General features: G+C 69.4%; 25 protein-coding genes. 15 read left to right on the forward strand and 10 right to left on the reverse strand.

Annotated elements, in window-relative coordinates; translation table 11 throughout:
• Window positions 1-9: 9 nt before the first annotated feature.
• The gene (locus tag ACXIZN_RS37385) at window positions 10-1,527 is read left to right on the forward strand and encodes an alkaline phosphatase family protein (RefSeq protein WP_457959560.1); all 1,518 of its coding nucleotides are present in this window, start codon (window positions 10-12) and stop codon (window positions 1,525-1,527) included.
• A gap of 209 nt (window positions 1,528-1,736) precedes the next feature.
• Here the strand turns inward: ACXIZN_RS37385 and thiD are convergent, their stop codons facing one another.
• The 3 genes from thiD to ACXIZN_RS37400 all read right to left on the reverse strand — a co-directional run bounded on the left by thiD (window position 1,737) and on the right by ACXIZN_RS37400 (window position 4,984).
• Window positions 1,737-2,552, reverse strand: a complete 816-nt coding sequence (gene thiD / locus ACXIZN_RS37390) for a bifunctional hydroxymethylpyrimidine kinase/phosphomethylpyrimidine kinase (RefSeq protein ID WP_457959561.1) — start codon at window positions 2,550-2,552, stop codon at window positions 1,737-1,739.
• Between the two features lie 34 nt (window positions 2,553-2,586).
• Window positions 2,587-4,230, reverse strand: a complete 1,644-nt coding sequence (gene thiC / locus ACXIZN_RS37395; protein ID WP_192743836.1) for a phosphomethylpyrimidine synthase ThiC — start codon at window positions 4,228-4,230, stop codon at window positions 2,587-2,589.
• Between the two features lie 160 nt (window positions 4,231-4,390).
• On the reverse strand, window positions 4,391-4,984 hold the full coding sequence (locus ACXIZN_RS37400) for a LysE family translocator (RefSeq protein ID WP_457959562.1): 594 nt from the start codon (window positions 4,982-4,984) through the stop codon (window positions 4,391-4,393).
• A 157-nt stretch (window positions 4,985-5,141) separates the two neighbouring features.
• Here ACXIZN_RS37400 and ACXIZN_RS37405 point away from each other — a divergent pair, with 157 nt between their 5' ends.
• Window positions 5,142-7,310 (forward strand): glycoside hydrolase family 15 protein, encoded by a 2,169-nt coding sequence (locus tag ACXIZN_RS37405; RefSeq protein WP_457960693.1) that lies wholly within the window; start codon window positions 5,142-5,144, stop codon window positions 7,308-7,310.
• A gap of 56 nt (window positions 7,311-7,366) precedes the next feature.
• Here the strand turns inward: ACXIZN_RS37405 and ACXIZN_RS37410 are convergent, their stop codons facing one another.
• Window positions 7,367-7,933, reverse strand: coding sequence for a peptide deformylase (locus ACXIZN_RS37410; RefSeq protein ID WP_034308263.1), 567 nt, complete (start codon window positions 7,931-7,933; stop codon window positions 7,367-7,369).
• Window positions 7,934-8,091: 158 nt separating this feature from the next.
• On the opposite strand from ACXIZN_RS37410, the gene ACXIZN_RS37415 reads away from it, so the two are divergent.
• Window positions 8,092-8,403 carry a DUF3263 domain-containing protein gene (locus ACXIZN_RS37415; protein WP_005160574.1) on the forward strand — a complete coding sequence of 104 codons (312 nt, stop codon included), beginning with the start codon at window positions 8,092-8,094 and terminating at the stop codon, window positions 8,401-8,403.
• Window positions 8,400-9,044, forward strand: a complete 645-nt coding sequence (locus ACXIZN_RS37420; protein ID WP_378346566.1) for a LytR C-terminal domain-containing protein — start codon at window positions 8,400-8,402, stop codon at window positions 9,042-9,044. The genes ACXIZN_RS37415 and ACXIZN_RS37420 overlap by 4 nt, the downstream gene beginning before the upstream one ends.
• Window positions 9,045-9,099: 55 nt before the next feature.
• Here ACXIZN_RS37420 and ACXIZN_RS37425 read toward each other — a convergent pair whose 3' ends face one another.
• The 4 genes from ACXIZN_RS37425 to ACXIZN_RS37440 all read right to left on the reverse strand — a co-directional run bounded on the left by ACXIZN_RS37425 (window position 9,100) and on the right by ACXIZN_RS37440 (window position 14,335).
• Window positions 9,100-11,379 carry an AAA family ATPase gene (locus ACXIZN_RS37425; RefSeq protein WP_457959563.1) on the reverse strand — a complete coding sequence of 760 codons (2,280 nt, stop codon included), beginning with the start codon at window positions 11,377-11,379 and terminating at the stop codon, window positions 9,100-9,102.
• Between the two features lie 505 nt (window positions 11,380-11,884).
• The gene (gene pssA, locus ACXIZN_RS37430; protein WP_457959564.1) at window positions 11,885-12,856 is read right to left on the reverse strand and encodes a CDP-diacylglycerol--serine O-phosphatidyltransferase; all 972 of its coding nucleotides are present in this window, start codon (window positions 12,854-12,856) and stop codon (window positions 11,885-11,887) included.
• Between the two features lie 3 nt (window positions 12,857-12,859).
• Complete coding sequence (locus tag ACXIZN_RS37435; protein ID WP_457959565.1) at window positions 12,860-13,588, reverse strand: phosphatidylserine decarboxylase; 729 nt, start codon at window positions 13,586-13,588, stop codon at window positions 12,860-12,862.
• 465 nt (window positions 13,589-14,053) lie between these two features.
• A complete protein-coding gene (locus ACXIZN_RS37440) occupies window positions 14,054-14,335 on the reverse strand; it encodes a GlsB/YeaQ/YmgE family stress response membrane protein (protein WP_039923570.1) in 282 nt (93 codons plus the stop codon).
• 211 nt (window positions 14,336-14,546) lie between these two features.
• On the opposite strand from ACXIZN_RS37440, the gene ACXIZN_RS37445 reads away from it, so the two are divergent.
• On the forward strand, window positions 14,547-15,110 hold the full coding sequence (locus tag ACXIZN_RS37445) for an ArsR/SmtB family transcription factor (protein ID WP_126730357.1): 564 nt from the start codon (window positions 14,547-14,549) through the stop codon (window positions 15,108-15,110).
• A complete protein-coding gene (locus ACXIZN_RS37450) occupies window positions 15,107-16,351 on the forward strand; it encodes an MFS transporter (protein WP_457959566.1) in 1,245 nt (414 codons plus the stop codon). The genes ACXIZN_RS37445 and ACXIZN_RS37450 overlap by 4 nt, the downstream gene beginning before the upstream one ends.
• A 15-nt stretch (window positions 16,352-16,366) precedes the next feature.
• Here ACXIZN_RS37450 and moeA read toward each other — a convergent pair whose 3' ends face one another.
• Window positions 16,367-17,569: a molybdopterin molybdotransferase MoeA gene (moeA, locus tag ACXIZN_RS37455; RefSeq protein WP_457959567.1), complete on the reverse strand. Its 1,203-nt coding sequence runs from the start codon at window positions 17,567-17,569 to the stop codon at window positions 16,367-16,369.
• A gap of 73 nt (window positions 17,570-17,642) precedes the next feature.
• On the opposite strand from moeA, the gene ACXIZN_RS37460 reads away from it, so the two are divergent.
• The 5 genes from ACXIZN_RS37460 to groL all read left to right on the forward strand — a co-directional run bounded on the left by ACXIZN_RS37460 (window position 17,643) and on the right by groL (window position 22,640).
• Window positions 17,643-18,320, forward strand: a complete 678-nt coding sequence (locus tag ACXIZN_RS37460) for a TIGR00266 family protein (RefSeq protein WP_034308282.1) — start codon at window positions 17,643-17,645, stop codon at window positions 18,318-18,320.
• Window positions 18,321-18,324: 4 nt separating this feature from the next.
• Entirely contained in the window at window positions 18,325-18,948 is a 624-nt protein-coding gene (locus ACXIZN_RS37465) for an AIM24 family protein (protein ID WP_457959568.1), read from the forward strand.
• A 114-nt stretch (window positions 18,949-19,062) separates the two neighbouring features.
• Window positions 19,063-19,269 (forward strand): cold-shock protein, encoded by a 207-nt coding sequence (locus tag ACXIZN_RS37470; protein ID WP_005164266.1) that lies wholly within the window; start codon window positions 19,063-19,065, stop codon window positions 19,267-19,269.
• A gap of 56 nt (window positions 19,270-19,325) precedes the next feature.
• Window positions 19,326-20,762 carry a serine/threonine-protein kinase gene (locus ACXIZN_RS37475; protein ID WP_457959569.1) on the forward strand — a complete coding sequence of 479 codons (1,437 nt, stop codon included), beginning with the start codon at window positions 19,326-19,328 and terminating at the stop codon, window positions 20,760-20,762.
• Window positions 20,763-21,011: 249 nt separating this feature from the next.
• Window positions 21,012-22,640 carry a chaperonin GroEL gene (groL, locus tag ACXIZN_RS37480; RefSeq protein ID WP_005164277.1) on the forward strand — a complete coding sequence of 543 codons (1,629 nt, stop codon included), beginning with the start codon at window positions 21,012-21,014 and terminating at the stop codon, window positions 22,638-22,640.
• Between the two features lie 348 nt (window positions 22,641-22,988).
• On the opposite strand, the gene ACXIZN_RS37485 is transcribed toward groL, so the two are convergent.
• Window positions 22,989-23,213: a PspC domain-containing protein gene (locus ACXIZN_RS37485; protein WP_126730366.1), complete on the reverse strand. Its 225-nt coding sequence runs from the start codon at window positions 23,211-23,213 to the stop codon at window positions 22,989-22,991.
• Between the two features lie 128 nt (window positions 23,214-23,341).
• Between ACXIZN_RS37485 and ACXIZN_RS37490 the strand changes: the two genes are divergently transcribed.
• The 4 genes from ACXIZN_RS37490 to ACXIZN_RS37505 all read left to right on the forward strand — a co-directional run bounded on the left by ACXIZN_RS37490 (window position 23,342) and on the right by ACXIZN_RS37505 (window position 26,635).
• Window positions 23,342-24,112: a nucleotidyltransferase domain-containing protein gene (locus tag ACXIZN_RS37490; protein ID WP_457959570.1), complete on the forward strand. Its 771-nt coding sequence runs from the start codon at window positions 23,342-23,344 to the stop codon at window positions 24,110-24,112.
• Complete coding sequence (locus ACXIZN_RS37495) at window positions 24,112-24,906, forward strand: transporter substrate-binding domain-containing protein (RefSeq protein WP_457959571.1); 795 nt, start codon at window positions 24,112-24,114, stop codon at window positions 24,904-24,906. The genes ACXIZN_RS37490 and ACXIZN_RS37495 overlap by 1 nt, the downstream gene beginning before the upstream one ends.
• 78 nt (window positions 24,907-24,984) lie before the next feature.
• A complete protein-coding gene (locus tag ACXIZN_RS37500; protein ID WP_457959572.1) occupies window positions 24,985-25,569 on the forward strand; it encodes a hypothetical protein in 585 nt (194 codons plus the stop codon).
• A gap of 157 nt (window positions 25,570-25,726) precedes the next feature.
• Window positions 25,727-26,635 carry a M23 family metallopeptidase gene (locus ACXIZN_RS37505; protein WP_457959573.1) on the forward strand — a complete coding sequence of 303 codons (909 nt, stop codon included), beginning with the start codon at window positions 25,727-25,729 and terminating at the stop codon, window positions 26,633-26,635.
• Window positions 26,636-26,672 lie beyond the last annotated feature (37 nt).

Here is a 26,672-nt window from a genome sequence, read left to right on the forward strand (position 1 = left end):
GAGGCTTTCGTGCGCAGAACGCTTTCCCTCCTGTCGGTCTTGGTGGCCGTCGCCGGGCTGACGTCCGGTGTCGCCGGCGCCGCTGCCAAGACGCCGAAGGTGCTGGTCATCGGCCTGGACGGCGCCCGCTTCGACAAGCTGATGGCCGCCGGCACCCCGAACGTCCACGCGCTTGTGGAGCGCGGCTACGCCTCGCGCAGTTCGCTGTACGGCAGCGGGATGGCGCCGACGGTGAGCGGTCCCGGCTGGTCCACGATCCTCACCGGCGTCTGGCCGGACAAGCACAAGGTGAAGGACAACTCCTTCAGCGGCAACGATCTCGCCTCGCATCCGAGCTGGCTCGCCCGCGCCGAAACCGCGAACCCGGCGCTCGACACCTACGCGGCCGTCGACTGGACGCCGATCGGCGACCGGATCCTGCGCACCGGCCAGGACCGCAAGTTCGTCCTGAACGGTGACAGCGCCGGCTACGAGAAGACCGACGAGCAGGTCGCCGTCGACGCGGAGAAACATCTCAAGCAGGACAAGGCCGACGCGTCGTTCGTCTACTTCGGACAGACGGACATAGCGGGCCACGACCACGGCGCGGATTCCCCGGAGTACGAAGCCAGCCTGCGCACCGACGACGCGCTGATCGGCCGCCTGCTCGCCGCCGTCGACGCCCGCGCGAACCGTGCGAACGAAGACTGGCTGATCATGATCTCGTCGGACCACGGCCACACGCCCTCGGGCGGCCACGGCGGTGACACGCCCGAGGAGCGGATGACGTTCGTGATCGCCGCCGGTGGGGCGGTCCCGGCCGGAACCCCCGCGGTGGCACCGAAAATCGTCGATATCGCGCCGACGGTGCTGCGGCACCTCGGCATCGCGGCTCCGGCGGTCTACGACGGCTACGCGCTCGGCGTCGCGCCCTCGGACGTCTTCGACACAGCCGTCTTGAAGGCACGGCAGGACGAGACCGGTGTCCCCGCGGGCGTCCTCGGCTGGACGCACGACGCGCCCGGCGGCTGGAGCGTGCGCAACGCGTCCGGCATGCCCGCCGGTGTGACGGAGTGGCAGGGCTGGTCCTTCACCACCGACGACTTCTGGACTCGCACCGCCCCTGGTCAGCAGCGCGAGGCGAACGCCCGCGCGCGTGGCGTCTTCGCGGTCGCGGACCCGGATGAATGGGACGACAAGGGATCGCCCTCGTCGCGGGGCACCTTCGACTCTTCCCTGGTGTCGCCTTCGCTCGACGTCTCCGGAAAGTCCACTGTGGACGTCTCGTTCATGTCGCACTACCGGCAGGACGGCACGCAGCGGGGCGCGCTGACCGCGTCGTTCGACGGCGGCCCCGAGCAGAACGTGCTGGCCTACGGGCCGGAATCGGGTACGGCGAACAAGGGCGGTGACGTGCTGTCGGTGCCGACGGCGGCTTCGGTCAAGGTGCCCGCCGGGGCCCGATCGGTGAAGCTGACTTGGCGGCTCTACGCGGCGGGGAACAACTGGTACTGGGCGGTGGACGCTCCTCGCCTCAGCGCCCGGTAACGGATGTCACCGGACCCGGCCGACGTTGCGAAAGCCACTTTCACAACGTTGAAGGTTGCGAAGGTGGCTTTCGCAACCTCCCGGTAGGGCGCTTCGCCCAGCAGGACCCCGCAGAACATGAAGGCCCCCTTCCTTGCGCCTAGGTACAGGAAGGGGGCCTTCATGTACTTGGCAAGGGGCTTCACGGACCTCCGGCACTGGCCGGATGGTTACCGCAGCGTCCAGAACGGCGACACGGGACCGACCCCGGCCCCCAGCGGATACGACTCCGCGACGCATCGCTCGATGAACCGCTTCCCCTCGGCGACGGCCGTCGGCACGTCCGCCCCCTTCGCCAGCGACGATGTGATCGCCGAAGCCATCGTGTCCCCGCCGCCGTGCGTGTTCCTGGTGTCGAAGCGCGGGCCGCTCAGCTCGACCCAGGATTCGCCGTCGGACAACAGGTCCACGCAGTCCTGAGCGGCGTCGAGGTGCCCGCCCTTCACCAGCACCCACTCCGAACCGAACTCCAGCAACGCCTCCGCCGCCTCGCGCTGGGTCGACGGCCCGGTCACGTCCACGCCGGTCAGTAGCCGGACCTCGTCCAGGTTCGGCGTGATCAGGGTGGCCCGCGGGAAGAGCTCGGTGCGGATCGCCTCCAGCGCCTCTTCGCGCAGCAGCGCGTGCCCGGTCATCGAAGCGGCGACCGGGTCGACGACGAACGGCGTGTCCGACGAACGTCCGATGTGGACTTCGTCGAGCGTCTTCGCGACCGCGTCGATGATCTCGGCCGTCGCGAGCATGCCCGTCTTCGCCGCGTCGACGCCCATGTCCGTGGCGACGGCCTTGATCTGGCCGGTGACGACGTCGACCGGGATCTCGCTGAAACCCTGCACACCCAGCGAGTTCTGCACGGTGACCGCGGTGAGCGCGACCATCCCGTGCACCCCGTTGGCGAAGAAGGTGCGCAGGTCGGCCTGGATGCCCGCACCACCACCGGAATCCGATCCGGCGATGGTGAGGGCGGTCCTGGGCGCTGTGTTCACGGCGCCTCCGCGGGAGGGAGTGCGTCGGCGCGTGTCACTGATTGACCACCGGCAGGTAGACCTTGTTGCCCTGCTCGGCGAACTCGTTCGACTTCTCCTCCATGCCGGCCTCGATGGCCTCCACAGTGGACAGTCCGTGTTCCTCGGCGTACTTGCGGACGTCCTGAGTGATGCGCATCGAGCAGAACTTCGGCCCGCACATCGAGCAGAAGTGCGCCGTCTTCGCCGGCTCCGCGGGCAGCGTCTCGTCGTGGTACGCGCGGGCGGTGTCGGGGTCAAGCGACAGGTTGAACTGGTCGTTCCAGCGGAATTCGAAGCGGGCCTTGGAAAGCTCGTCGTCCCACTCCTGCGCGTACTGGTGCCCCTTGGCGAGGTCGGCGGCGTGCGCGGCGATCTTGTAGGTGATGACGCCGGTCTTCACGTCGTCGCGGTTCGGCAGGCCGAGGTGCTCCTTCGGCGTGACGTAGCAGAGCATCGCCGTGCCGTACCAGCCGATCTGCGCCGCGCCGATGGCCGAGGTGATGTGGTCGTACGCCGGCGCGATGTCGGTCGCGAGCGGGCCGAGGGTGTAGAACGGCGCTTCGCCGGTCAGCTTCTCCTCGAGTTCGACGTTCTCCTTGATCTTGTGCATCGGCACGTGGCCGGGGCCCTCGATCATCACCTGGACATCGTGCTCGCGGGCGATGTGCGTGAGCTCGCCCAGCGTCTCCAGTTCGGCGAACTGCGCGCGGTCGTTGGCGTCGGCGATCGAACCGGGCCGCAGGCCGTCACCGAGCGAGAACGTGACGTCGTACTCGCGCAGGATCTCACAGAGCTCGGCGAAATTCGTGTACAGGAACGATTCCTTGTGGTGCGCGAGGCACCACGCCGCCATGATCGAGCCGCCGCGCGAGACGATGCCGGTGACGCGGCGCGCGGTCAGCGGGATGTAGCGCAGCAGCACCCCGGCGTGCACGGTGACGTAGTCGACGCCCTGCTCGCACTGCTCGATGATGGTGTCGCGGTAGACCTCCCACGACAGCTTTTCCGGCTCCCCGTTGACCTTTTCGAGCGCCTGGTAGATCGGCACGGTGCCGACCGGCACCGGCGAGTTGCGGATGATCCACTCGCGCGTCTCGTGGATCCGCTTGCCGGTGGAGAGATCCATGATCGTGTCGGCGCCCCAGCGGGTGGCCCACACCATCTTGTCGACCTCCTCCTCCACGGAGGACCAGACGGCCGAGTTGCCCATGTTGGCGTTGATCTTCACCAGGAAGTTCTTGCCGATGATCATCGGCTCGGTCTCCGGGTGCTTGCGGTTGGCGGGGATCACCGCGCGACCGCGCGCGACCTCGTCCCGCACGAATTCCGGCGAGCAGCGCTCGCGTGCCGCGACGTACTCCATCTCGCGGGTGATGACGCCCTGTTTCGCCCAGCCGAGCTGGGTGTTGTGCTCACGACCGTCGGCCCAGCCCGCGCGCAGCCGATGGAGTCCACTGTGGACATCGATCTGCGCGTCGTCGTCGGTGTACGGGCCGGAAGTGTCGTAAACGTCGAAATGCTCGCCGTTCGAAAGGTCGATCCGCCGCGCGGGGACCCGGAGACCGGATTCCGTCTGGTGATAGACCTTGCGGGAACCGGTGATCGGCCCGGTGGTCACGGTCGGCGTGATGCCCTGGGCATTCTCAAGCGTCGTCAACGACGTTCACTCCCTACGCCGGCATTACCCGGTCAGGTTCATGCGGTCGGCGGCGCCGGGTCCCCTAGAAAGACACCAGCCGCCCTCTCAGCCCGCCATGGCGCGAGCTCCCGCGGTTGTTTGGTTGTGCCCTGACCATGCCACGCCGGGGCTCGGACAATCAACCCTCCAAGGCGACGGTCACTCCGAAGCCGACCAGAACACCGCCGGACGTGCGCTCCAGCCACAGCTTGACGCGGTCGCGCCGCAGCCACTCACCCAGGCGTGTGACCAGCAAGGCGAGTGACGAGTACCAGACGATGTCGACGGCGATCCACACCGCGACGCACAGCAGCAGCGACCACGGCCCGCCGTCGGCGGGCACGAACTGGGGGAGGAACGAGATCGCGAACACGCCCGCCTTCGGGTTGCTCACGTTGATCAGGAAGCCGGAGCGGAAGCCGCGCCCGGCGGGTTCGGCGACCTCTCCGTCGCGCTTGCGGAAGAAGAGCGCTTTGGCGCCGAGGTAGATCAGGAAGACCGCGCCCGCGATACGCAAGACGTCGTAGGCGACCTGGCTGGCGATGAGGAGCGCGGTGAGACCGAACACCGCGGCGAGTCCCCAGAACGCGACGCCCGCCTCGATACCCGCGACGGTGGCGAACGCGTTCCGGCGCGAGCCCTTCGCCGACTGCTTGATCAGCATCACCGTCGCGGGGCCGGGGACCATCGCCATGAGGAACGCGGCGGGGATGAACGCCGGCAGGTTCGGCATTCCCCGATCGTCGGGGACGAGGGCCGCCGTGAGCAACGCGATTTCCGGGCCGATATGTCGACAGCGTTAGCGGTTCACCGGTTTGGAGCATGTGCGCGCCGGGGATTCACGACAGAATCCCGGAGGTTCTGCACCGTTACAGAAGTCTGGGGTGGATATGCGAAAACTCGTGCTCCCGGCACTGGCAGGCGTGCTGATCGCGGGGCTCGTTCCGGCGATCGCCGCGGCACAGGGCGGTGAGGCGCCCGGTGCGCCCGGCGCCCATCCGAGCTGGCTCCCGGCGGACAAGACCGGCTTCGGCACCGCCCGCGAACGGGCGAGCAACGTCTGGTTCACCCTTCAAGGTGGCCGGATGTCCGAGGTCTACTACCCGGATCTCTCCACGCCGAGCGTCCGGGCGCTCGACCTCGTCGTCACCGACGGGACGAGCTTCGCCACCGTCGATTCGTCGGCCAAGGCGCAGCAGGTGCGCCGCACCGGCGGCCTCACCTACGAACAGACGATCACCGACGACCGGCGCCGCTGGAAGCTCCGCAAGACCTACGTCACCGACCCGGCGCGCGCGAGTGTGCTGATCGACGTCGACTTCGTTTCGCTGACCGGGCGCCCCTACCAGGTGTACGCGGTCGCGGATCCCGATCTCACGAACGAAGGATCCGACGACTCCGCACGCACCGACGGGGTGAACGCGGTCGCTTCCGACGCGAAGACCTCGGCCGCGCTGGCGGCGGAACCGGCGTTCTCACGCACTTCCGTGGGTTACGCGGGCACCTCCGACGGCATCACGCAGCTGACGAAGTCCTTCACTCTCAAGGATTACGGGACCGCGGCCAAGGGCAACGTGCTGATCACCGGGCAGACGTCCGCCGACGGTGTCCGCTCGCGGGACTTCACGCTTTCGCTCGGCATGGGCGCGAAGGACGCCGACGCGCTCGCCAACGCGAAAGCCTCACTGCGGCGCGGTTTCGCCGATGTCGCCCGCGCGTACGACCGGGGCTGGAAGCAATACCTCCGCCGGCTGAAGGACGCGCCGTCGTCGCTCAAGACCGAGCGGGAACGGGACCTCTACCAGGCGTCCGTGCTCATGCTCGCGGCGAGTGAGGACAAAATCCACCAGGGCGCGCTCATCGCGTCGCCGAGCATGCCGTGGCGGTTCGGGAACAACGACCCGGAATGGTCGCCGTCGGGCACCTATCACCTGGTCTGGCCCCGGGACCTCTACCAGATCGCGACCGGCCTGCTCGCCGCCGGCGACCGCGACGCCGCGAACCGGTCGATCGACTACATGTTCGGGACGCAGCAGCTGCCGGACGGGCATCTGCCGCAGAACAGCCACGTCGACGGCACGCCGTACTGGACGTCCATCCAGCTCGACGAGACCGCGCTGCCGATCGTGCTCGCCCAGCAGCTCGGCCGCACCGACGCCAAAACCTGGACGGGTGTGCGCAAGGCGGCGGAATTCCTGTTGTCCTACAAGGCGGACAACGGGCACGCGTCGCCGTACAGCCAGCAGGAACGCTGGGAAGAACAGGACGGCTACTCGCCTTCGACGATCGCCGCGGTGATCGCCGGGCTGGTCTGCGCGGCCGACATCGCCAAGGCGAACGGCGCCGCCGCGGACGCGAAGCGCTACCTCGACACCGCCGACGCGTTCAAGGCGAAGCTGGCCCAATGGACGGTGACCACGAACGGTCCGCTGTCGAAGGACCCGTACTTCGTCCGGCTGACCAAGGACGGCAACGCGAACAACGGCACGAAGTACAACCTCGGCAACTCCAGCGTGACCATGGACCAGCGTGCCGTGACCGACGCCGGGTTCCTCGAACTGGTGAGGCTGGGCATCTACCGCGCCGACGATCCGGTGATCAGGAACAGCATCGAGGTCACCGACGCCGACATCGCGTTCACCACCCCGACTGGTGAGTTCTGGCACCGGTACACGAAAGACGGGTACGGCGAGAAGGCCGACGGCTCACCGTGGGACTACACGTTCCCGGCCGAAAGTCGGACCACTTTCGGGCGACTGTGGCCGCTGCTGGCGGGTGAACGCGGCGAGTACGACCTCGCCAACGGTGACCGGGGTACGGCCGCGAAGCGCCTTCGCGACCTAGGGCGCGTCAGCAGCTCTGGGGACACCATGCCGGAGCAGGTCTGGGACGAGAACGCGCCTTCGGGGCAGCCGGGCTTCCCGGCCGGCACTCCGACCGCGTCCGCGACGCCGCTGGCTTGGACGCACGCGCAGTACCTGCGGCTCGCGTGGTCGGTGGAGGCGGGGAAGGTGATCGAACAGCCGCAGGTCGTGCGGTGCCACTTCCTGGGCTGCTGACCCTCACGTCTCGTGAGTGGTAAGGACGGTTCTAACCGTCCTTACCACTCACGAGGTCAGTCGTCGGAGGGCTGAGCCTCCGGCAGCCACGAATTGCCCGGAACGCCCCATTTGTTCGCCTTGAGCATCTTCTTCGCCGCGCGGGCGTGCCGCCCGACCAGCCGGTCGAGGTAGATGAAGCCGTCCAGGTGATCGGTCTCGTGCTGCAGGCAGCGCGCGAAGTAACCGGTTCCTTCGACCTCGATCGGATTACCGTCGACGTCGAAACCGGTCACCTTCGCCCACGAAGCGCGGCCGGTCGGGTACGACTCGCCGGGCGCCGAGAGACAGCCTTCCCAGTCGTCGTCCGGATCCGGCATCGTCTCCGGGATCTCCGACGTCTCGAGCTTCGGGTTCACCACGACGCCCTTGTGGCGCGTGCCCTCGTCGTCGGGGCAGTCGTAGACGAACACGCGCAGGTCGAGGCCGATCTGGTTGGCCGCGAGGCCCACCCCTTCGGCGGCGTACATGGTCTCGAACATGTCGTCGATGAGCGTGCGCAGCTTGTCGTCGAACTCGGTGATCTCCCGAGTCGGGTTGTGCAGCACGGGCTCGCCGGCGATCACGATGGGATGGACGGTCACGCGCGCAGTTTAGTCGGACCCTTCTGGTACACCCTTACCCATGACGCGCCGACGTCGTTACCGAGGCCGGGCGCCGCATCCGTGGTCTAATGGCGCCGCGGAATGACAAGCCTGTGGTTTCACGCCCGCCGAGCACTGACCTGATTGCGAGGAGTCGGATGGACGCCGCGGAGTCGATGGCTGAGCCCGACCAGCCGTCCCCGTCGGAGACCGTGAACGGCCTCAGCGAACGCGAGCTCGACATGCTCGCGTTCGAACGTCAGTGGTGGAAGTACGCCGGCGCGAAGGAACAGGCCATCCGCGAACGCTTCTCTATGTCGTCGACGCGCTACTACCAGTTGCTGAACCGGCTGCTCGAGAAGACCGAAGCCATGCAGGCCGATCCGATGCTGGTGAAGCGCCTGCGAAAGACGCGAGCGGCCCGGCAGCGCAATCGCGCGGCCCGGCGACTGGGGATCGATCTCTCATGAGTCTGTTTTCGGGTCTGTCCCGGCCGATGAAGGCCGCCGGACTGGCCTTGGTCGGTGTCGCCGTGATCGCCGCCGTGATCGGCGGCATCACCCTGACCAGTGGCGGCGGTGATTCGGACACCGCGACTCCGCCCGGCAGCACGCCCACGACCTCGGACGGCGCGACGCAGCCCTCGTCGCCGGCACCGGGTTCGCCCTCAGCCAGCACGCCGCCCGCGTCGTCGGCGCCGCCGTCGAGCGCGCCCGCGAGTTCCGCGCCGCCGGCGAGCCAGCCGGGGCAGACGGGTCAGCCGGGCCAGCCCGGCCCGGGGCAGCCCGGCGGTGATCAGCAGGCGTCGCACAAGTGGGTGACGGTGCGCGTCTACAACAACAGCACGATCCAGGGCCTCGCCGAGCAGGCCGCGAAGGACTTCCGCGCCTCGGGCTGGAACGTCTCCGAGGTCAAGGGCTATCCGGGCAGGCTCCCCGAGACCGTGGCCTACTACCGGCCGGGCACCGACGAGGAAGCGGCCGCGAAGGCGCTGGCGCTGGAGTTCGGTTTCCGCGCCGAGCCGCGGTTCAAGGAGATCGAGAACATCGGTCCCGGCGTGATCGTCATCCTCACCAAGGACTACAAGACCAACGACAAGGACGGCTCCTAGCCCGATCCGTGAAAAGGCCCTCTTCCCCGCGGGGAAGAGGGCCTTTTCACGTCCTTCAGACCTGGGTCTGCGCGTAGGCCTCCAGTGCCGCGAGCTGGGCCGGGTCGAGCGACGGGCGGACGGCCTTGGCCGCCTTCGTCAGATGCTCCGCGCTGACCTCCTTGGCCTCCAGCGACTCGCGCATCGCGGTCAGCGCGGCCTCCCGGATCAGCGCCGCGCAGTCCGCCGCCGAGTAACCGTCCAAAGTGGCCGCATACGCCGCGAGGTCCACATCGGACGCGAGCGGCGTGTTCTTGGCGCTGGCGGCCAAGATCGCCTCGCGGGCGTGCGCGTCCGGCGGCGGGACGTAGACGCGGCGCTCCAGCCGTCCCGGCCGCAGCAGGGCCGGGTCGACCAGTTCCGGCCGGTTCGTCGCACCGAGGACGACGACCTCGCGCATCGGCTCGACACCGTCCAATTCGGTCAGCAGGGCCGCGACCACGCGGTCCGACACGCCGGAGTCCGAAGACTGGCCGCGGCGCGGGGCGAGCGCGTCGATCTCGTCGAGGAAGATCAGCGACGGCGCGGCTTCGGCGGCGCGGCGGAAGAGTTCCCGCACGGCACGCTCGGACTCGCCGACCCATTTGTCCATCAGTTCGGCGCCCTTGACCGCGAACACGTTCAGCGCGCCGGTGCCCGCGAGCGCGCGGACCAGGAACGTCTTGCCGCCGCCGGGCGGCCCGTACAGGAGCACGCCGCGCGGCGGGTCGACGCCGAGGCGGGCGAACGAGTCCGGGTAGCGTAGCGGCCACAGCACCGCCTCGGTGAGCGACTGCTTGACGTCGGTCATGTTGCCGACGTCGTCCAGCGTCAGCCCACCGGTCGCGAGATTGTCCGAAGTGGACATCGAAATGGGACGGACGGTGGTCAGCGCGTCGAGCAGGTCCTGCTGGGAGATCCTGGGTTCGTCGGCCTCGCGTTGCCGCAGCGCGGCGCGGAGGGCGGCGTCGCGGCGGAGCGCGATGAGGTCCGCGGCCACGAAACCGGGGGTGCGCTCGGCGATCGGGCCGACGTCGACGCCGGACTCCAGCGGGGCTTCGCGCAGGAGCACGCGCAGCAGTTCCGTGCGGGTCTTCGAGTCCGGGAGCGGCAGGCCGAGTTCGCGGTCGAGCAGGTCGGCGGCGCGCAGCCGCGGATCGGTGGACTCGGCCCGTCCAGTGGTGGCGACGACGGCGAATCCCTTGTGGCGCAAGGCTTTGCGCAGGTCATCGAGGACCACCGTCGCGAGTGGTGGCGGCTGCGACGCGGGCAGCAGGGCGTCGATGTCGGTGATCAGCAGGACAGCGGGGTCTTCGTCGCGGGTGGCCTGCTCGATCGCCTCCCGCAGGCGCGCCGCGGCGACGTTGGGTTCGAGGACGGCGATGTTCGGCGCCGCGAGCGACACCACCCGCACCTTCTCGGCCTGCGCCACGGCGCGGACCAGAGTCGCCTTCCCGACGCCTTCGGGCCCGGACAACAAGACGCCGAGATGCGCCGACGTCCCGAGTTTCGCCAGCAGCTCCGGGCGATGGAAGGCCAGGTCGAACCATTCGGCGAGCTTGCGCGCGGCCGCTTCGGAACCGGCGAGGTCCGACAACGGCGGCACGGTCTCCTCGGCGGCCTCGTCGACCCGCTCGTCTTCGACGATCTCGGCGTCGATGAAGTCCTCGTGTGGCGTTGAGGGCGTGCTGCGCACCAGCGTCGTCCCGGCGCGGGCCGGGGCGGCGGCGGGCGCGGCCTCGCCGGTGCGGGCGCCGTCCCGCCAGCTGACCACAGTGGACGGTCCGACGGCGACCGGCCCCGACGGCTCGGTGGCCGTGACGGTGAGCAGCTCGTTGGTCCACGTCATCCCGATGGCGCGGGAGAGCTGGCCGCGGACCGCGGAGACGTCCGAGCCCGGTGCGGGCGCGAGATCCTGGGGCAGCAGGGAAACGGCGTCGCCGACGGTCAGGACCTTGCCGATCAGGGCGAGCCGCAGGGTGTGCGGGGAGAGCGACACGCTCGCGATACGCGAACCCGCCACGGTGACCGTCTTCGCGGCCGACACCTCCGCCGGCGCGACGACGACCTCCGACCCCTCGGTCACGCCGAGGTTCGACATGGTGACGTCGTCGAGGAGGATCACCCCCGGGATCCCCTCCGCGTCGGACGGGGCGGCCAGCGCCGAGCTGACGCGCGCGCCGGTGACGCGGACGGCGTCCCAGGCCATCAGGCCGAGCGCGTCGAGGACTTCGGGGTGCAGCCGGACGACGCCGCGGCGGGAGTCCAGTGCGGACGGGGTGTGCCGGACGGTCAGCGTGATCTGGGGTGCGCTCACCCCGCCACCCTATCTACGCGGACCGTGCCCAGCGGTCGAAGGACAGGATCTCGGCGGCGGGTCGCCGGGCGGCGGGGGAGAAGTCGCCCAGGTCGGCCGGGGGTGGGGGGGGGGGGGGGGGGGGGGGGGGGGGGGGGGGGCGACCTCCGACGGGGGGTAGAGCGNCCAGCGGTCGAAGGACAGGATCTCGGCGGCGGGTCGCCGGGCGGCGGGGGAGAAGTCGCCCAGGTCGGCCGGGGGTGTCGCGAAAGCCACTTTCGGGACACAAGACGTCTCGAAAGTGGCTTTCGCGACACCCTGCGTTCCCGGCGATCCCCAAGTTGTCCACAGCTTCACCCACTTGTGGACAACCCGACCCTCCGATCCCGTTTCCAGTTTGGGTCGTGTCCGTGGGCCGTGAAGGCCTCTTACCTACTCTCAGGGTAGGGAAGGAGGCCTTCACGGACCGAGGCGCGCGAGCACGCTTGAGGCAAGCCCCAAGCGCGGGCTTAGAGGTTGGGGCGGCTCAGCGTTTCCGGAGGCCGATCCGGCGCCACGAGCGGCGTCGCGGGCCCCGGCCGTTGTCCCGGTCCTTGTCGGTGCTGATGGTGCGCGGAGCCCGCGCGACGTGCTGTTCGCCCCGCTGGAGCCGCACCCGCTGAGCGGCGCCGGCCACCACCCGCCGCAGCGGCGGGCGCAGGCCGAGACGGCGGCGGCTCGACCGCCGCCGGATCGCGCGCCGTTCCCGCGGCGGCGCCATCCACGCCTCGGGGTGATTGGCCAGCCACCGTTGCCGGTACACCGAGTACGGGATGTGCGCCAGGTACAGGAGCAGCGCGATCGCCAGCGCCACCAGCGGGAACTGGATGATCGCGGCGGCCAGCAGGCCCACCCCGACCAGCAGCGGCGCGATCGCCTTGGGCGGCGCCTTCACCGTCTTCAGCGACAGCGTCGGGATCCGGCTGATCAGCAACGCGGCCACGGCGATCGTCCACACCCACACCACGTACTGGTGCGACCACCAGCCCTGCCCGAACTGCAGCTCCAGGATCAGCGGCAGCATCGCCAGCAGACCACCGGCGGGCGCGGGCACACCGACGAAGAACTCGCCCGCGTACGGCGGCTGCTCGGTGTCCTCGATCAGCGTGTTGAATCGCGCCAGCCGCAGGATCATGCAGACCGCGAAGATCAGCGAAGCCACCCAGCCGATCCGCTCGCCCTCCGCGTGCCAGACGTACAGCACCAGCGCGGGCGCGACACCGAACGAGATCCCGTCCGACAGCGAGTCGAGCTCCTGTCCCATCTTCGACGTCGCGTCCAGCAGCCGCGCGATCCGGCCGTCGAGACTGTCGAGCACCGCGGCGATCCCGATCGACGCGATCGCCATCGGATAATTGCCGATCAGCGCGAACTGCACCGACGACAGACCGGCGCACAGGGCGAGCACCGTGATGGCGTTCGGCAGCAGCCGCACGCCGGGAGTGGTCACGCGGACCATGGATCAGCCTTCCGGGTGCGGCGCCGTGGGCAGCTCGGCGATCGGCGTCTCGCCGCCGATCGTGCGCTGGCCCTTCGAGACGAGGACCTTGCTGCCCGGCGGCAGGTACAGGTCGACTCGCGAGCCGAAGCGGATGATGCCGTACGTCGCGCCGACGCCGACCTTGTCACCCTCGCGGATCTCACAGAGGATGCGCCGGGCCACCAGGCCCGCGATCTGCACCACGACGAGCTCGTGACCGTCATCGGTGCGCATGAGCACGGAGTTGCGCTCGTTGTCCTCGCTCGCCTTGTCCAGGTCCGCGGACAGGAACTTCCCGGGCCGGTACGCGACCCGCTCGATCACCCCCGACGCCGGCACCCGCTGGACGTGCACGTCGAACACCGACAGGAACACGCTCACCCGCATCCGCGGTTCGGCGGGCAGCCCCAGCTCGGGCGGCGGCACGGCCTCCTCGATCAACGAGACCAGACCGTCCGCCGACGCGACCGCGAGGCCGGACTGGACGGGCGGGACGCGCTTCGGCTCACGGAAGAACGCGGCCGTGGCGGCCGTCGCGAGCGCGCCGACGACGCCGAGGCGCTTGGAGAACCTCCGCAGCACCAGCGTCGCGGCGAGACCGCCGAACACGAACGGCCTGCCGGCCGGGTGCATCGGCGGGACGGTCTCGCGGGCGAGTTTCACGGCGTGCGCGAGGGGGTTACCAGTGGCTTCCGGCCGGTTGCCGCTCATTGGTCGGGTTCACCGCAGTTCGTGTCGGGGGGTCGGGACAGGAAGAGCCACCACGCTACCGCCCTGTCCGGAGCCGGGCCGTGGCCTCCCCCGGAAGGGTTTCCCCGGGCCGGGTGGGCGGGGCCACATCCCGGTAACGGTAGGTGGAAATAAGCGATAACTCTAGGTAGTTGATGCCGATCACCGACCTTGAGGACCCTCGAATGCCCGCCAGCCCGGACCCCGCAGGCGAGCGACTCGCCGAGCTGTTCCGCGCCTGGAAGAGGGACATTTCGGCGGCGCCGATGCCTCCGCTCATCGATCCCGTCCGCGCCGTCTCGGTCATCGCCGAAGCACGCGCGTCCGGGCGCATATGCCCCCCGACGGCACATGCGACCGGACGCGGCCACTGGAACTGAGCGAAACTCCCACTGTAGTTCGCCGGACGCGTTCGATCACCGGTCGCGAGAAAACCGTTACCAACGGTCATCGGCGATAGGAGTCGCTCCGCCCGGAGCCGCGCACCAGCCGCAGCAGGGCGAGCAGCACGATCGAACCCAGGATGGCGACGCCGAAGCTGGGGAAGTCGAACTCGAAGGTCCTCTCGGTGCCGGTGGCGAGGCGGTAGATGAAGCCGCCGAGCGCCGCGCCCAGCACGCCGATCAGGATGCTGAACAGGCAGCCGCCCCGCCGGTCCGGGCCGCCGACCACGACGTTGGCCAGCCACCCGGCGATGGCGCCGAACACGATCCACGAGAAGAAACCCATGCCACCGAGGTTACGTGGGCTGCCCGGGCCTGCCCCGGTGGCGCCGACCGCTCGGCTGGGGATGTCGCGAAAGCCACTTTCGACATCTGGCGTCCCGAAAGTGGCTTTCGCGACGTGGTCGCCAGGGCAGGGCAGGCGCCCAGCAGGGTCTGCCATCGAAACTCACAAGGAGACTTGTACAAGAGTCATTGTGCAACTACTGTTGTGCGTCATGGCCGACCGTGAAGTACACGAAGTCCACGATTCGAAGGTCCTCGCCGCGATGTCCCATCCGCTGCGGCGCCGCCTGCTCGACGTCCTCCGCCTCGACGGCCCGTGCACGGCGTCCGTGCTCGCCGAGCGGACCGGGCAGGCGGTCGGGAACGTCAGCCACCACCTGAAGGTGCTGGCCGCCAGCGACCTGGTCGAGGAAGCGCCGGAACTCGCCCGCGACCGCCGGGAACGCTGGTGGCGCCGCGTCGGCTACGCGGTTTCCTGGTCACCGTCGGACTTCCCCGACGACCCGGTCGCGGCCGCCGCCGAATCCCTCGCCCTCGAACGCCAGGTTTCCATGGCGCGCCAATGGTTCGCCGAGCGTGAGACCTATCCGGAGGAGTGGCATCGCGCCGCCTTCGCCACCGACAGCTGGGCGAAGATGTCGGTCGCCGAACTGGCCGAACTCGAACAAAAGGTCCACGAGCTGATCAAGTCCTACAGCGGCCGTGAGATCCCGGACGACGGCCAGGAACGCCGCCCCGTCTTCATCGCCACCCGCGCCGTCCCGGCCCGCCCGTGACCACCCGCGAACGCGGCGGATTGCTGCGCTCGAGGGATTTCCGGCTGCTGTGGACCGGCGAGACGACCAGCGTGCTCGGCAGTTCCATCGCCGTCGTCGCGCTGCCGCTCGTCGCGGTGGTCACCCTGCAGGCCAGCACGTTCGCGGTCGGGCTGCTGACCGCGGCCGCCTGGCTGCCGTGGCTGCTGATCGGTCTGCCCGCCGGCGCCTGGGTCGACAGACGGCCGAAACGCCCGATCATGCTGGTGTGCAACGGCATTTCCATGCTGGTGTTCCTGAGCGTCCCGGTCGCGGCCTGGTTCGGCCTGCTCACGATGACCCAGCTCATCGTCGTCGCCTTGGCGGGCGGCGTCGCGAAGGTGTTCTTCAACGTCGCGTACCGCGCGTACCTGCCTTCGCTGGTCGAGAAGGACCAGCTCCAGGAAGCCAACGAAAAGCTGCAGGGCAGTGAATCGGCCGCGCAGATCGGCGGACCGGGGCTCGCCGGTCTGCTCGCGCACTGGTTCGGTGCCGTCTCCGGAGTGCTCGCCGACGCCGTCAGCTTCGGGATCTCCGTGCTGTGCCTGCGATCCATCCGCCACCGCGAGCCCGAGCGCCCGGCGAAGACGCGTTCACGGCTGCGGGACGAGATCCGCGACGGGCTCGATTTCGTCGTCCGCGACCCGTATCTGCGTGTCCTGGCGGTGTTCGGAGCGATCTCGAACGTCGCGCTGATGGGCTACCAGTCGATCGAGGTCGTCTTCCTCGTCCGCGACCTCGGCGTCGGGGAGGGCACCGCCGGGCTCGTGCTCGCGCTCGTCGGCGCGGGCGGCGTCTTCGGTGCCGCGCTGTCGGGAAAGCTCGCAGCGCGGATCGGCACAGCCCGTGCCTTCGTGCTCTGCGAAGCCTTCGGCGCGTTGATGATGCTGCTCGGCCCGCTCGCGAACGGCGGCTGGGGGCTCGCGTTCTTCGTCGCCGCGGGGTTCTCGCTCAGCGCCGGAGTCGTCGGTTCCAACGTCCTCAACGCCACCTTCAAACAGCGGTACGTCCCGGCGGCGATGTTCGGCCGGGTCACCGCCAGCATGTCCGTGCTCAGCTTCGGCGCGATCGCGCTCGGCGGCCTGCTCGGCGGGCTCCTCGGGGAGATCGCCGGCGTGCGGCGGACGCTGGGCCTGATGGCGGGGCTGGAGGTCTTCGCCGTCTTCGCCCTGCTGTTCACGCCGATCGGCCGGTGCCGCGACTTCCCCACGGATCGCGTTTAGCCCGCTGAACGCAGGTCAGAGCAGGAGGACGTCCACCTCGTCGCCCTGCTCGACCGAGTCCACGTCCTCCGGCAGCACGATCAGGCAGTTCGCCTGCGTGAACGACGCCAGCAGATGCGAACCCGGCCCGCCGCGCGGACCGACGATCCCGGTGACCTCGCCTTCGGAATGCGTGTAGAAGCCCCGCCGGAACTGGCGCCGCCCGGGGGGCGAGGTCATCGCCTCGGTCAGCCGGGCCCGCACGTGCTGCCGGTCGACCCCCGTGTGCCCCATCGCCGCGAGCAGCGCCGGCCGCAGGAACGCTTCGAAGGAGACGAGCACGCTCACCGGATTGCCCGGCAGCGTCACCACCGGCACGCCGTTCCAGCGTCCGCAACCCTGCGGCCCGCCCGGCTGCATCGCGACCTTCCGGAACTCCACGCCCTGCCCGGTCAGCGCGTCCTTCACCACTTCGTACGCGCCCGCGCTGACCCCGCCCGAGGTCACCAGCAGATCCGCGTCCGCCAGCCGCGGCTCGATCACCGAACGGAACTCGTCGACGTCGTCGACCACACTGCGCACGACCTCGGCCTCGCAGCCGAGCGCGCGGATCGCCGACGCCAGCATGATGCTGTTCGACTCGTAGATCTGCCCGTGCCGCAACGGTTCCGGCGCGTCGACGAGTTCGGTACCGGTGGACACGACGAGCACCTTCAGCGGCCGGTACACGGGGACGTCGGCGAGCCCGACGGCCGCCGCGAGACCCAGTTGCGCCGGGCCGAGCACGGTCCCGGCCGAAAGCGCCACGGTGCCCTCGACGACGTCTTCGCCCCGGCGCCGGATATGCGTGCCCGGGACGGCTGTCCGGAGAATCCGGACGTCCGTCACGCCGCCGTCCGTGTGCTCCACCATCACCACCGCGTCGGCGCCGGGCGGCAGCGGGGCACCGGTCATGATCCGGTGCGCGGTGCCCGGCTCCAGCTTCGTGATGTCGACCCGGCCCGCGGGGATGTCTTCGGCGACCGGCAGCGTCACCGGCGCCGTGCCGGCCGTCGCCGTGTCCTCGGCGCGGACGGCGTAACCGTCCATCGCCGAGTTGTCGAACGGCGGCAGCGAGACCCCCGCGCGCACGTCCTCGGCAAGGACGAGCCCCGCGGCGGAGGCGAGCGGAAGGCGGATGACAGGGGCGTTTCCGAGCAGGCCGGTGACGGTCTCCCGGTGGGCGTCGACGGAGATCACCGGACCATCCTCCTCGGTCGGGGGTCGCATGCAAGACTCTGCGCGTCACAACCACCACCGGGGAGAAGAAGACATGCAGGTTCAGATCCGTCACCAGCCCTCGTTCGCGGTGGCGAGGCTCATGCTCGCCCCGGGTGAGCCGGCGCAGGTCGAGTCGGGCGCGATGATGGCGACGAGCTACGGCGTGCAGGTCCAGTCCCAGGCGCAGGGCGGGATCATGAAGGGGCTCGGCCGTGCCTTCCTGTCCGGCGAGTCGTTCTTCATCTCCACCTACACCGCCCCGCAGAACGGCGGCTGGGTCGACGTCGCCGCGAACCTGCCGGGCGACATGCAGATCATCAACCTCGACGGCCGCACCGGCTGGTGCGTCACCCGCGGCTCGTGGCTCGCGTCGTCGCACGGCGTGCAGACCGAGACCAAATGGGGCGGGCTCAAGAACCTCGTCGGCGGCGAGGGCGGCTTCCTGACGCACGCGACGGGACAGGGCCCGCTGGTCGTGGCCTGCTACGGCGCGCTGGAGACGGTGACCCTGCAGCAGGGCGAGGTGATCACCATCGACACCGGGCACGTCGTCGCGTTCGCCGACACCCTGCAGTACCAGATCCGCAAGGTCGCCACCGGCGTCATCCAGTCGATGAAGAGCGGTGAAGGCCTCGTCTTCGACTTCGCCGGTCCCGGCCAGCTGCTCACCCAGACCCGCAACCCGTCGGCGCTGTCCGCCTGGGTGATCGCCCAGGTCCCCTCCCGCTGAGCGCATGCGGGTCCAGACGAGGCACACCCCGAACTTCGGGGTCGCACGAGTGCTGTTGTCCCCCGGCGAGGCCGTCCAGGCCGCCGGGGACACCATGCTGGCCAGCAGTTTCGGCATCACCGAAACCGCTCCCTCCCGCGGTGGTTCGCGGGCGGGCAAGGGCGCGCCGTCGGTGTTCACCGCGCCCGAGGGCGGCGGTTGGATCGACTTCGCGCCGCTGACGGCCGGCGACGTCTATCCGCTGGAATTCACCGGCGGGGAGGGCTGGTGCGTGAACCGGGACGCGATCCTCGCCCGGCCGGCGACCGTCCGGCACGACGCCGGCTGGGCGCCGCTGCGGACGCTCTTCGGGGCCGACTCCGGCTTCCTGGAGCACTACAGCGGAACCGGGCCGCTCGTACTGGCCGCGCAGGGCCCGGTCGACGCCTTCGAACTCACCGCGGGCGAGCTCGTCACCATCCGGCCGGACTTCCTGCTGGCCTACCCGGACACCGTGCAGTGCCGTCTCCGCGCGGTCGACCCGTCCGGCCCGCAGTCGGTCCGCACCGGCGAAGGGCTCGCGCTGGACTTCGCGGGACCAGGACGCGTCCTTGTGCAAGCGCGCAATAGGCGGCTTTCCCGCGGATGACCTTCGGACGAATTGAGCATTGCCGACGCCGGTAATTCGGGTAGCGTGAACTGCACTCGAAACCGCCGGCCGGGGCAGAGAAGGCCGGCGGATCCTGTGCTGAGGGAGTGCGCCGTGGCAGTCGGCACCGTCAAGTGGTTCAACTCGGAAAAGGGCTACGGATTCATCGAATCCACCGAAGGGCCCGACGTCTTCGTCCACTACTCGGCGATTCAGGCCGACGGATTCCGGACGCTCGACGAGGGTGATCGCGTGGAATTCGAAGTCCAGTCCGGCCGTGATGGGCGGAGTCAGGCGGCGGACGTCCGCAAGGTCTCTTAAGAGGACTTCGGCCGACCCCCGGCGGCCTCCGGAACTGGCGCGTTAGGCTGCGCTGCGTGACAGGCGATGAGTCGGGGGACCTGACCGGTCGCCGGCTGGGCAACTACCGCATCGACGGAGTGCTCGGCAAGGGCGGCATGAGCGTGACCTACAAGGCCACGGACGTGCGGCTCGGACGCAAGGTGGCACTGAAGGTCATCGGTGATCACCTTGGCGCCGACGCCGAGTTCCGCGAGCGCTTCGTCGACGAAGCGCGGAACACGTCCGCGATCGACCATGCCAACGTCGTGCCCTTGTACGACTTCGGCGAGCTCGAAGGCATGCTCTACATCGCCATGCGGATGGTCGACGGCGGCGACCTCGCCGGCCTGATCTCCGGCGGCCCGATCGCGCCCGCCCGCGCGCTCAACATGCTCGACCAGGTCGCCGACGCGCTCGACACCCTGCACAACCGGGGTCTCGTGCACCTCGACGTCAAACCGGCGAACGTCCTGGTCACCAGCAAGGAGACCTCGCGCGAGCACGTCTACGTCGCCGATTTCGGCCTGACGCGCCGCGGCGCCACCGGGCACCGGACCCGCGGCGGCGACTTCCTCGGTTCGCCGACGTACGCGGCCCCCGAGCACCTGCGCGGCGAGCCGCTCGACGGCCGCACCGACCAGTACGCGCTCACCTGCGTCCTCTACGCCTGCCTGACCGGCAGCCCGCCCTTCAAGGGCGACGTGCAGACGGTCATCAAGGGGCACCTGAACGGCGAGCCCCCGGCCATCTCGCGGATCGTCGGCCTGCCGGCCGGGATCGACGAGGTCGTCCGGAAGGGAATGGCGAAGAATCCCGCCGATCGCTACCCCAACTGTGTTGAGATGATCGCGGCCGCCAGGCGCGCGCTCGGTCCGCTCGCGACTTCGAACGAGCCTCCCGGCCCGCCCGGGGCCGCGGCGCCGGTCCAGCAGACCGCGCCCCAGCAGGCGCCAAGGCAGAACACGCCGCCACAGGGAGAGGGGGGCCCCGTGCACCCGTACGGAGGACAGCAGCCCGGCTACGGCCAGCAGGGACCGGGACCGCAGGGTCCCCCGCCGCAGGGGCCGCCCGGTTACGGCCCGCCGCAGCAGCAGGGCGGCTACCAGCAGGGCGGCTTCCAGCAGGGGCCGCCGCCGGGTTACGGCCCGCCCCCGCAGCAAGGCGGTTTCCAACAGGGTGGCTTCCAGCAGGGGCCGCCGCCCGGTTACGGCCCGCCGCAGCAGCAGGGTGGTTTCCAGCAGCAGCCCAAGAAGGGCGGCGGCGCCAAGTGGATCTGGATCGTCGTCGGCGCCCTCGTGATCGCGGGCGCGATCGTCGCCGCGATCTTCGTCTTCGGTGACTCGAGCGGCGGCAACGGCCCGCAGACCACCGCGCCGAACATCCCGGTCGGCCCCGGCGGCTCGCAGTCGCAGGCCCCGGGCTCGTCGCTGAAGCCGCCGCCGTCGTCGATCTCGATCAAGCCGAGCAACTGAATACCACCGCGCTGACCTGCGGTTCTTGCACTCGCCCCTGGAGAGTGCTAAACACGACATTGGCACTCGACGCCGTCGAGTGCCAGGCAGAGCGGTCACCGATCGCTCGCCTGAAGGTCGGGACGGTGAGGCCGCACCCTTGATCGGGTGGGTCGTCCGTCGCGGGCACCGAGCCTGGCCGAGGAAGAGTCCTGCCGCCGCGCTGTAGTAGGCGTGCGGCGGCGCCCAATACCGGAGGACCACACCGCAATGGCCAAACTGATCGCGTTCGACGAGGACGCCCGCCGCGGTCTTGAGCGCGGCTTGAACACCCTCGCCGAAGCCGTCAAGGTGACCCTCGGCCCGCGGGGCCGGAACGTCGTGCTCGAAAAGAAGTGGGGCGCGCCGACGATCACCAACGACGGTGTCTCCATCGCCAAGGAGATCGAGCTCGAGGACCCGTGGGAGAAGATCGGGGCCGAGCTCGTCAAGGAAGTTGCCAAGAAGACCGACGACGTCGCGGGTGACGGCACCACCACCGCCACCGTGCTCGCCCAGGCTCTCGTCCGCGAGGGTCTGCGCAACGTCGCCGCCGGGGCCGACCCCATCAGCCTGAAGCGCGGCATCGAGGCGGCCGTCGAGGCCATCACCGAGCAGCTGCACAAGGCCGCCGTCCAGATCGAGACCAAGGAGCAGATCGCCGCCACCGCGTCGATCTCCGCCGCGGACCGCACCATCGGTGAGCTCATCGCCGAGGCGCTGGACAAGGTCGGCAAGGAAGGCGTCGTCACCGTCGAGGAGAGCAACACCTTCGGACTCGAGCTCGAGCTCACCGAGGGTATGCGCTTCGACAAGGGCTACATCTCCGGTTACTTCGTGACCGACCCGGAGCGTCAGGAAGCCGAGCTCGAGGACCCGTACGTCCTCCTCTTCGGTTCCAAGATCTCCACCGTCAAGGACGTCCTGCCGCTGCTGGAGAAGGTCATCCAGTCCGGCAAGCCGCTGCTGATCATCGCCGAGGACGTCGAGGGCGAGGCCCTGGCCACCCTCATCGTCAACAAGATGCGTGGCACCTTCAAGTCCGTCGCCGTCAAGGCCCCGGGCTTCGGTGACCGCCGCAAGGCGATCCTGCAGGACATCGCGATCCTGACCGGTGGCCAGGTCATCTCCGAGGACGTCGGCCTCAAGCTGGAGAACGCGGACCTTTCCCTGCTGGGCAAGGCGCGCAAGGCCGTCATCACCAAGGACGAGACCACCATCGTCGAGGGTGCGGGCGACGCCGACCAGATCCAGGGTCGCGTCAACCAGATCCGCGCCGAGATCGACAACTCGGACTCGGACTACGACCGCGAGAAGCTGCAGGAGCGGCTGGCGAAGCTGGCCGGCGGCGTGGCCGTCATCAAGGCCGGTGCCGCCACCGAGGTCGAGCTGAAGGAGCGCAAGCACCGCATCGAGGACGCGGTGCGCAACGCCAAGGCCGCCGTCGAAGAGGGCATCGTCGCCGGTGGTGGCGTCGCTCTCATCCAGGCCGCCGAGGCCGCCTTCGCCGGTCTGAAGCTCGAGGGCGACGAGGCCACTGGTGCCAACATCGTCAAGGTCGCCGTCGAGGCGCCGCTCAAGCAGATCGCGATCAACGCCGGCCTCGAAGGCGGCGTCGTGGCGGAGAAGGTCAAGTCCCTCCCGCAGGGTCACGGCCTCAACGCCGCCACCGGTGTCTACGAGGACCTGCTCGCCGCCGGCGTGCCGGACCCCACGAAGGTCACCCGCTCCGCGCTCCAGAACGCCGCTTCCATCGCGGCGCTGTTCCTGACCACCGAAGCCGTCGTGGCGGACAAGCCGGAGAAGGCCTCGGCCGCTCCCGCCGACCCGTCCGGTGGCATGGGCGGCATGGACTTCTGAGTTCGAGCCTGTAGCACCACCGGAAAGCCCGGACGCGCCTCGCGCGTCCGGGCTTTTCCTTTGCCCGTAACTCGCGTGCTTGAGGACGTAACTCGCGTGCTCGGGGACGTAACTCGCGTGCTCGGGGACGTAACTCGCGTGATTGAAGCCGTAACTCGCGTGATACGTCTCCAATCACGCGAGTTACGCCTCTGGACACGCGAGTTACGGCCTCAGTCACGCGAGTTACGGCTTCAGACACGCGTGATACGGCGAAAGGGAAAGGCCCGGGCATCCCCATGCCCGGGCCTTTCCCATGTCCCCCTGCCCCTTCGGACGCCGCGCCCCCTGCGCGCGGCGTCCGCCCCGTCAGGATTCGCCCGGCTGTTCCGGGGTCAAGAGCCACGCGGCGGCGTAGAGCGGGATCGCGAAGCCGGCGGTGAAGAAGACGCCCGCCACGAGCGCGATACGCAGGATCGCGGCGTCGACGCCGAGGTAGGCGGCCCAGCCGCCGGCGACGCCCGCGACCATCTTGTCGGTGCGGCTGCGGTAGAGCTTCTTGGTGGCCTGGGGGGTGTACACGCTGTTGGTCATGGCTCAATGTTCGCTCCGGAACGGCCCCCGGTGCATCGGGGAACGGCCCCGAGCCGACCCTGGAATCCGACCCTGAGGGGCCGAAAACCGGATGCCCCGGGAACGCTCGCGCTGGTACGACTTCTCCGGTGAAACACGACAGCCCCGAATTCGCCGCCATCGCCGAGCAGGGCACCATCCTGCGGTGCCAGGTCGGTTCCGGTCTGCACGGCACCGCCGTGCTCGGCCAGGACGACCGCGACGAACTCGGCATCTGCGTCGAGCCGCCGGACCACGTCATCGGCCTGAAGCGGTTCGAGCAGTACATCTTCCGCACGCAGCCCGAAGGCGTCCGGTCCGGGCCCGGCGATCTCGACCTGATCGTCTACTCGTTGCGCAAGTGGCTGCGGCTCGTGCTCAACGGGAACCCGACCGTGCTGCTGCCGCTGTTCGCGCCCGAGACCGAGATCGTGGCGATCGACGAGCTCGGTGCCGAACTGCGCGAGAACGCGCACCGGATCGTCTCGCGACGCGCGGGCCTGCGGTTCCTCGGCTACTCCCGTGCGCAGCGCGAGCGGATGCTGGGGCTGCGGGGCAAGGCCGGGCGGCCGGAGCTGATCGAGAAGTACGGCTTCGACACGAAGTTCGCCATGCACATGGTGCGCCTCGGCGTCCAGGGCGTGGAGCTGCTGGAGACCGGGCGGATCACGTTGCCGGTCCCCGAACCGTGGCTCGGCTGGCTCCGCGATCTGAGGCAGGGCGAGAAAACCCGCGAGGAAGCCTTGGAAGCGGCCGAGTCCCTCGAGAGCCGTCTCGGCGAACTCGTGCGCGGGGCGTCGCCGCTGCCGGATGAGCCCGACACCGCCTGGGCCGACGCTTGGCTGGTGCAGGCCTACCTCAGGGCGTGGAAAATGCCTTGATGACGATCAAAGCGAAAGTGCTCACGTTCGGGGTCGCGGTGCTGACCGTGCTGGGAATCGGCACGGCCGGCGCCGCGCCCGAAGGTCATGGCGCGCAGAACAGGCTCGACCTCGTCCAGGCTCGCGGCGAGATCCGTGTGTGTTCGACGGGCGACTATCGCCCGTTCACCCATCGCGACGCGGCGGGCGCGTGGAGCGGGATCGACATCGACCTGGCGGGCGACCTCGCGAAGCGGCTCGGCGTCCGGCTCCAGCTGGTCCAGACCACCTGGAAGGCGATCGCCGACGACGTCGGGCGGAAATGCGATCTGGCGATGGGCGGGGTGTCGGTGACGCTGGACCGCGCGAAGAAGGGGTTCTACACCGTGCCCTATCTCCGCGACGGGAAGACGCCGATCACCTTGTGCGAGAACGAAAAGCGGTTCCAGACGCTGGATCAGATCGACCAGCCGGGCGTCCGGGCGATCGTGAATCCGGGCGGTACCAACGAACAGTTCGCCGACGCCAATCTCAAGCGCGCGACCATCGTGCGGCATCCGGACAACAACACGATCTTCGCCGAGATCCTGGCGGGCCGGGCCGATCTGATGATCACCGACGCGACCGAAACCCGTTGGCAGGCAAAGCAGAACCCGCGGCTGTGCGCGGTGCATCCCGACGAGCCGTTCACCTTTTCGGAGAAGGCGTACCTGATGCCGCGCGACGTCGTGTTCAAGGAGTGGGCCGACCAGTGGCTGCATCTCGCGCTGAACGAGGGCACCTACGCGCGGATCGCGAAACCCTGGCTCGGCTGAAATCGGTTTGAACCACTTCCGTTACCCGGCCGTATCCCTGGATGTGGGTGAGGAGGAACCAGACCGGAGGAAGCACCGATGATGAACAGTGCCGGGAAACACCGCAAGCGTGCGACGATCGGTATCGCGTCCGTTCTCGGCGTGGCCGCCATCGCCGCGGCGATGTTCGCGATCAGCACTCCGGACGGGCAGGCCGCGGAAAGCTGCCAGGGACTGGACACCGCCCTGCGGAACAACCTCGAATTCATCGCGGGCCAGCAGGCCGATCCGGACGCGCAGTCCGGGGCGCGGATCGCGAACCGGCGGGCCGTCGTCGACCTCATCCAGCAGCGTCGCGAGGCCGCGGGTTGTACCGAGGACGTACAGGCCGACGCGGTGAAGCAGGAGCAGGAGCAGGCCGTCGAGCAGGCGGCAGGGGAAGTCGTCTGCCAGGGCTCCACGGTGACGCTGTCCGGCGAGGGCGGCGCGCCCGCGGCGTCCAGCAGCGAATTCCCGGCGGGCACCAAGCTGAAGGTGACGAACCTGGACAACGACAAGTCCACGACCGTCGAGGTCACCGGTGTTTCCGGCAGTTGCGCGCTGCTGAACAACGCGGCCTTCGAGCAGGTCCGCGAACCCGGGAAGTTCCTGATCCACCGGGCCGCCATCGAGCGGGTCGGCTGAGACACCCGCGCCGGGGCGGGGAAGACGCGGACGGTCCCGGTGCGGAGGCGGCACGAGTCCTCCTGGTCCCCTCGGCCAGGAGGGCTCGTGGTCGTTTGTATCTCGCTTGTACGGCCTTTCGGGACGCTTCTCGCGAAACGCCGAGAAAGGACAACCGATGAGATTCAGACGAGTGGTCACGGCGGCCGCCACCGCCTTGCTGGGCATGGCCGGGCTGGCGATCACCGCGACGTCGGCCGAGGCCGCCGTCGGACCGCGTCCCAACTTCCAGCTCCCGTTCCCCTGCAACCAGGTGTGGAACGGCGACAACGACAACAGCAGCGCGCACCGGGCCTACGAGATCGACTTCAACCGCGGCAGCTCCGCGGGGGCGGACCTCGGTGACACCGTGGTCGCCGCGGCGGCGGGCAAGGTCGTCATCTCGGCGCACCAGGGTTCGGACAACGGGTTCGGCAACCTGGTGAAGATCGACCACGGTGGGGGGTGGTCGACCTACTACGCGCACCTGAAGGTCCGCTCGGTCGCGCTCAACGCGCAGGTGGCGCAGGGGCAGAAGATCGGCGAGGTCGGCAACACCTCCAAGCCGGGCAACAACATCAGCCCGCACCTGCACTACGAAGTCCGCACCAACGACTCCTCGTGGCCGAGCAACATCCAGCCCGCGTACTTCAACGGTGTGCGGTTCGGCTACCCCAACGCGAACGTGACCTCGAAGAACACCTGTAGCGGCAACGGGAATCCCAACCCGTACGACGCCGTCGAGGTGTGCGGCGACGGCTACAAGGTGATCGACTCGCAGGCGCTCGGCAGCGCCGCGACCGCTTACCTGCTGTACAACTCCGCGAACCAGAACAACTGCGTCACCACCATCAAGGCCACCTCGGTCGGGACGGGCAGCGCGGTTTCCGCCTTCCTCGAAGTCCAGGGTTCGGCGAGGAAGACCGACTCCGGCAGCTTCGAGTACTACGCGGGCCCGGTGAGCGCGGCCGCCGGTGCGAAGTGCGTCCGGTGGGGCGGCTCGGCGGGTTCCAGCACCTACGAATCGCCTTTCGAGCACTGCAGCTGAACCCGGTGAACGCGTCGTTCCTCGCGAAATTCGCGAG

The organism is Amycolatopsis sp. TRM77291 (assembly GCF_054166285.1).

What these genes read in the sequence shown, in the direction of transcription:
- groL (WP_005164277.1), top strand. Translation starts at nt 21,012, where the DNA reads ATGGCCAAACTGATCGCGTTCGACGAGGACGCCCGCCGCGGTCTTGAG.
- ACXIZN_RS37485 (WP_126730366.1), bottom strand. Translation starts at nt 23,213, where the DNA reads ATGACCAACAGCGTGTACACCCCCCAGGCCACCAAGAAGCTCTACCGC.
- ACXIZN_RS37465 (WP_457959568.1), top strand. Translation starts at nt 18,325, where the DNA reads ATGCGGGTCCAGACGAGGCACACCCCGAACTTCGGGGTCGCACGAGTG.
- ACXIZN_RS37500 (WP_457959572.1), top strand. Translation starts at nt 24,985, where the DNA reads ATGATGAACAGTGCCGGGAAACACCGCAAGCGTGCGACGATCGGTATC.
- ACXIZN_RS37505 (WP_457959573.1), top strand. Translation starts at nt 25,727, where the DNA reads ATGAGATTCAGACGAGTGGTCACGGCGGCCGCCACCGCCTTGCTGGGC.
- ACXIZN_RS37495 (WP_457959571.1), top strand. Translation starts at nt 24,112, where the DNA reads ATGACGATCAAAGCGAAAGTGCTCACGTTCGGGGTCGCGGTGCTGACC.
- ACXIZN_RS37405 (WP_457960693.1), top strand. Translation starts at nt 5,142, where the DNA reads ATGCGAAAACTCGTGCTCCCGGCACTGGCAGGCGTGCTGATCGCGGGG.
- ACXIZN_RS37400 (WP_457959562.1), bottom strand. Translation starts at nt 4,984, where the DNA reads ATGCCGAACCTGCCGGCGTTCATCCCCGCCGCGTTCCTCATGGCGATG.
- ACXIZN_RS37415 (WP_005160574.1), top strand. Translation starts at nt 8,092, where the DNA reads ATGGACGCCGCGGAGTCGATGGCTGAGCCCGACCAGCCGTCCCCGTCG.
- pssA (WP_457959564.1), bottom strand. Translation starts at nt 12,856, where the DNA reads ATGGTCCGCGTGACCACTCCCGGCGTGCGGCTGCTGCCGAACGCCATC.
- ACXIZN_RS37445 (WP_126730357.1), top strand. Translation starts at nt 14,547, where the DNA reads ATGGCCGACCGTGAAGTACACGAAGTCCACGATTCGAAGGTCCTCGCC.
- ACXIZN_RS37420 (WP_378346566.1), top strand. Translation starts at nt 8,400, where the DNA reads ATGAGTCTGTTTTCGGGTCTGTCCCGGCCGATGAAGGCCGCCGGACTG.
- ACXIZN_RS37435 (WP_457959565.1), bottom strand. Translation starts at nt 13,588, where the DNA reads ATGAGCGGCAACCGGCCGGAAGCCACTGGTAACCCCCTCGCGCACGCC.
- ACXIZN_RS37460 (WP_034308282.1), top strand. Translation starts at nt 17,643, where the DNA reads ATGCAGGTTCAGATCCGTCACCAGCCCTCGTTCGCGGTGGCGAGGCTC.
- ACXIZN_RS37440 (WP_039923570.1), bottom strand. Translation starts at nt 14,335, where the DNA reads ATGGGTTTCTTCTCGTGGATCGTGTTCGGCGCCATCGCCGGGTGGCTG.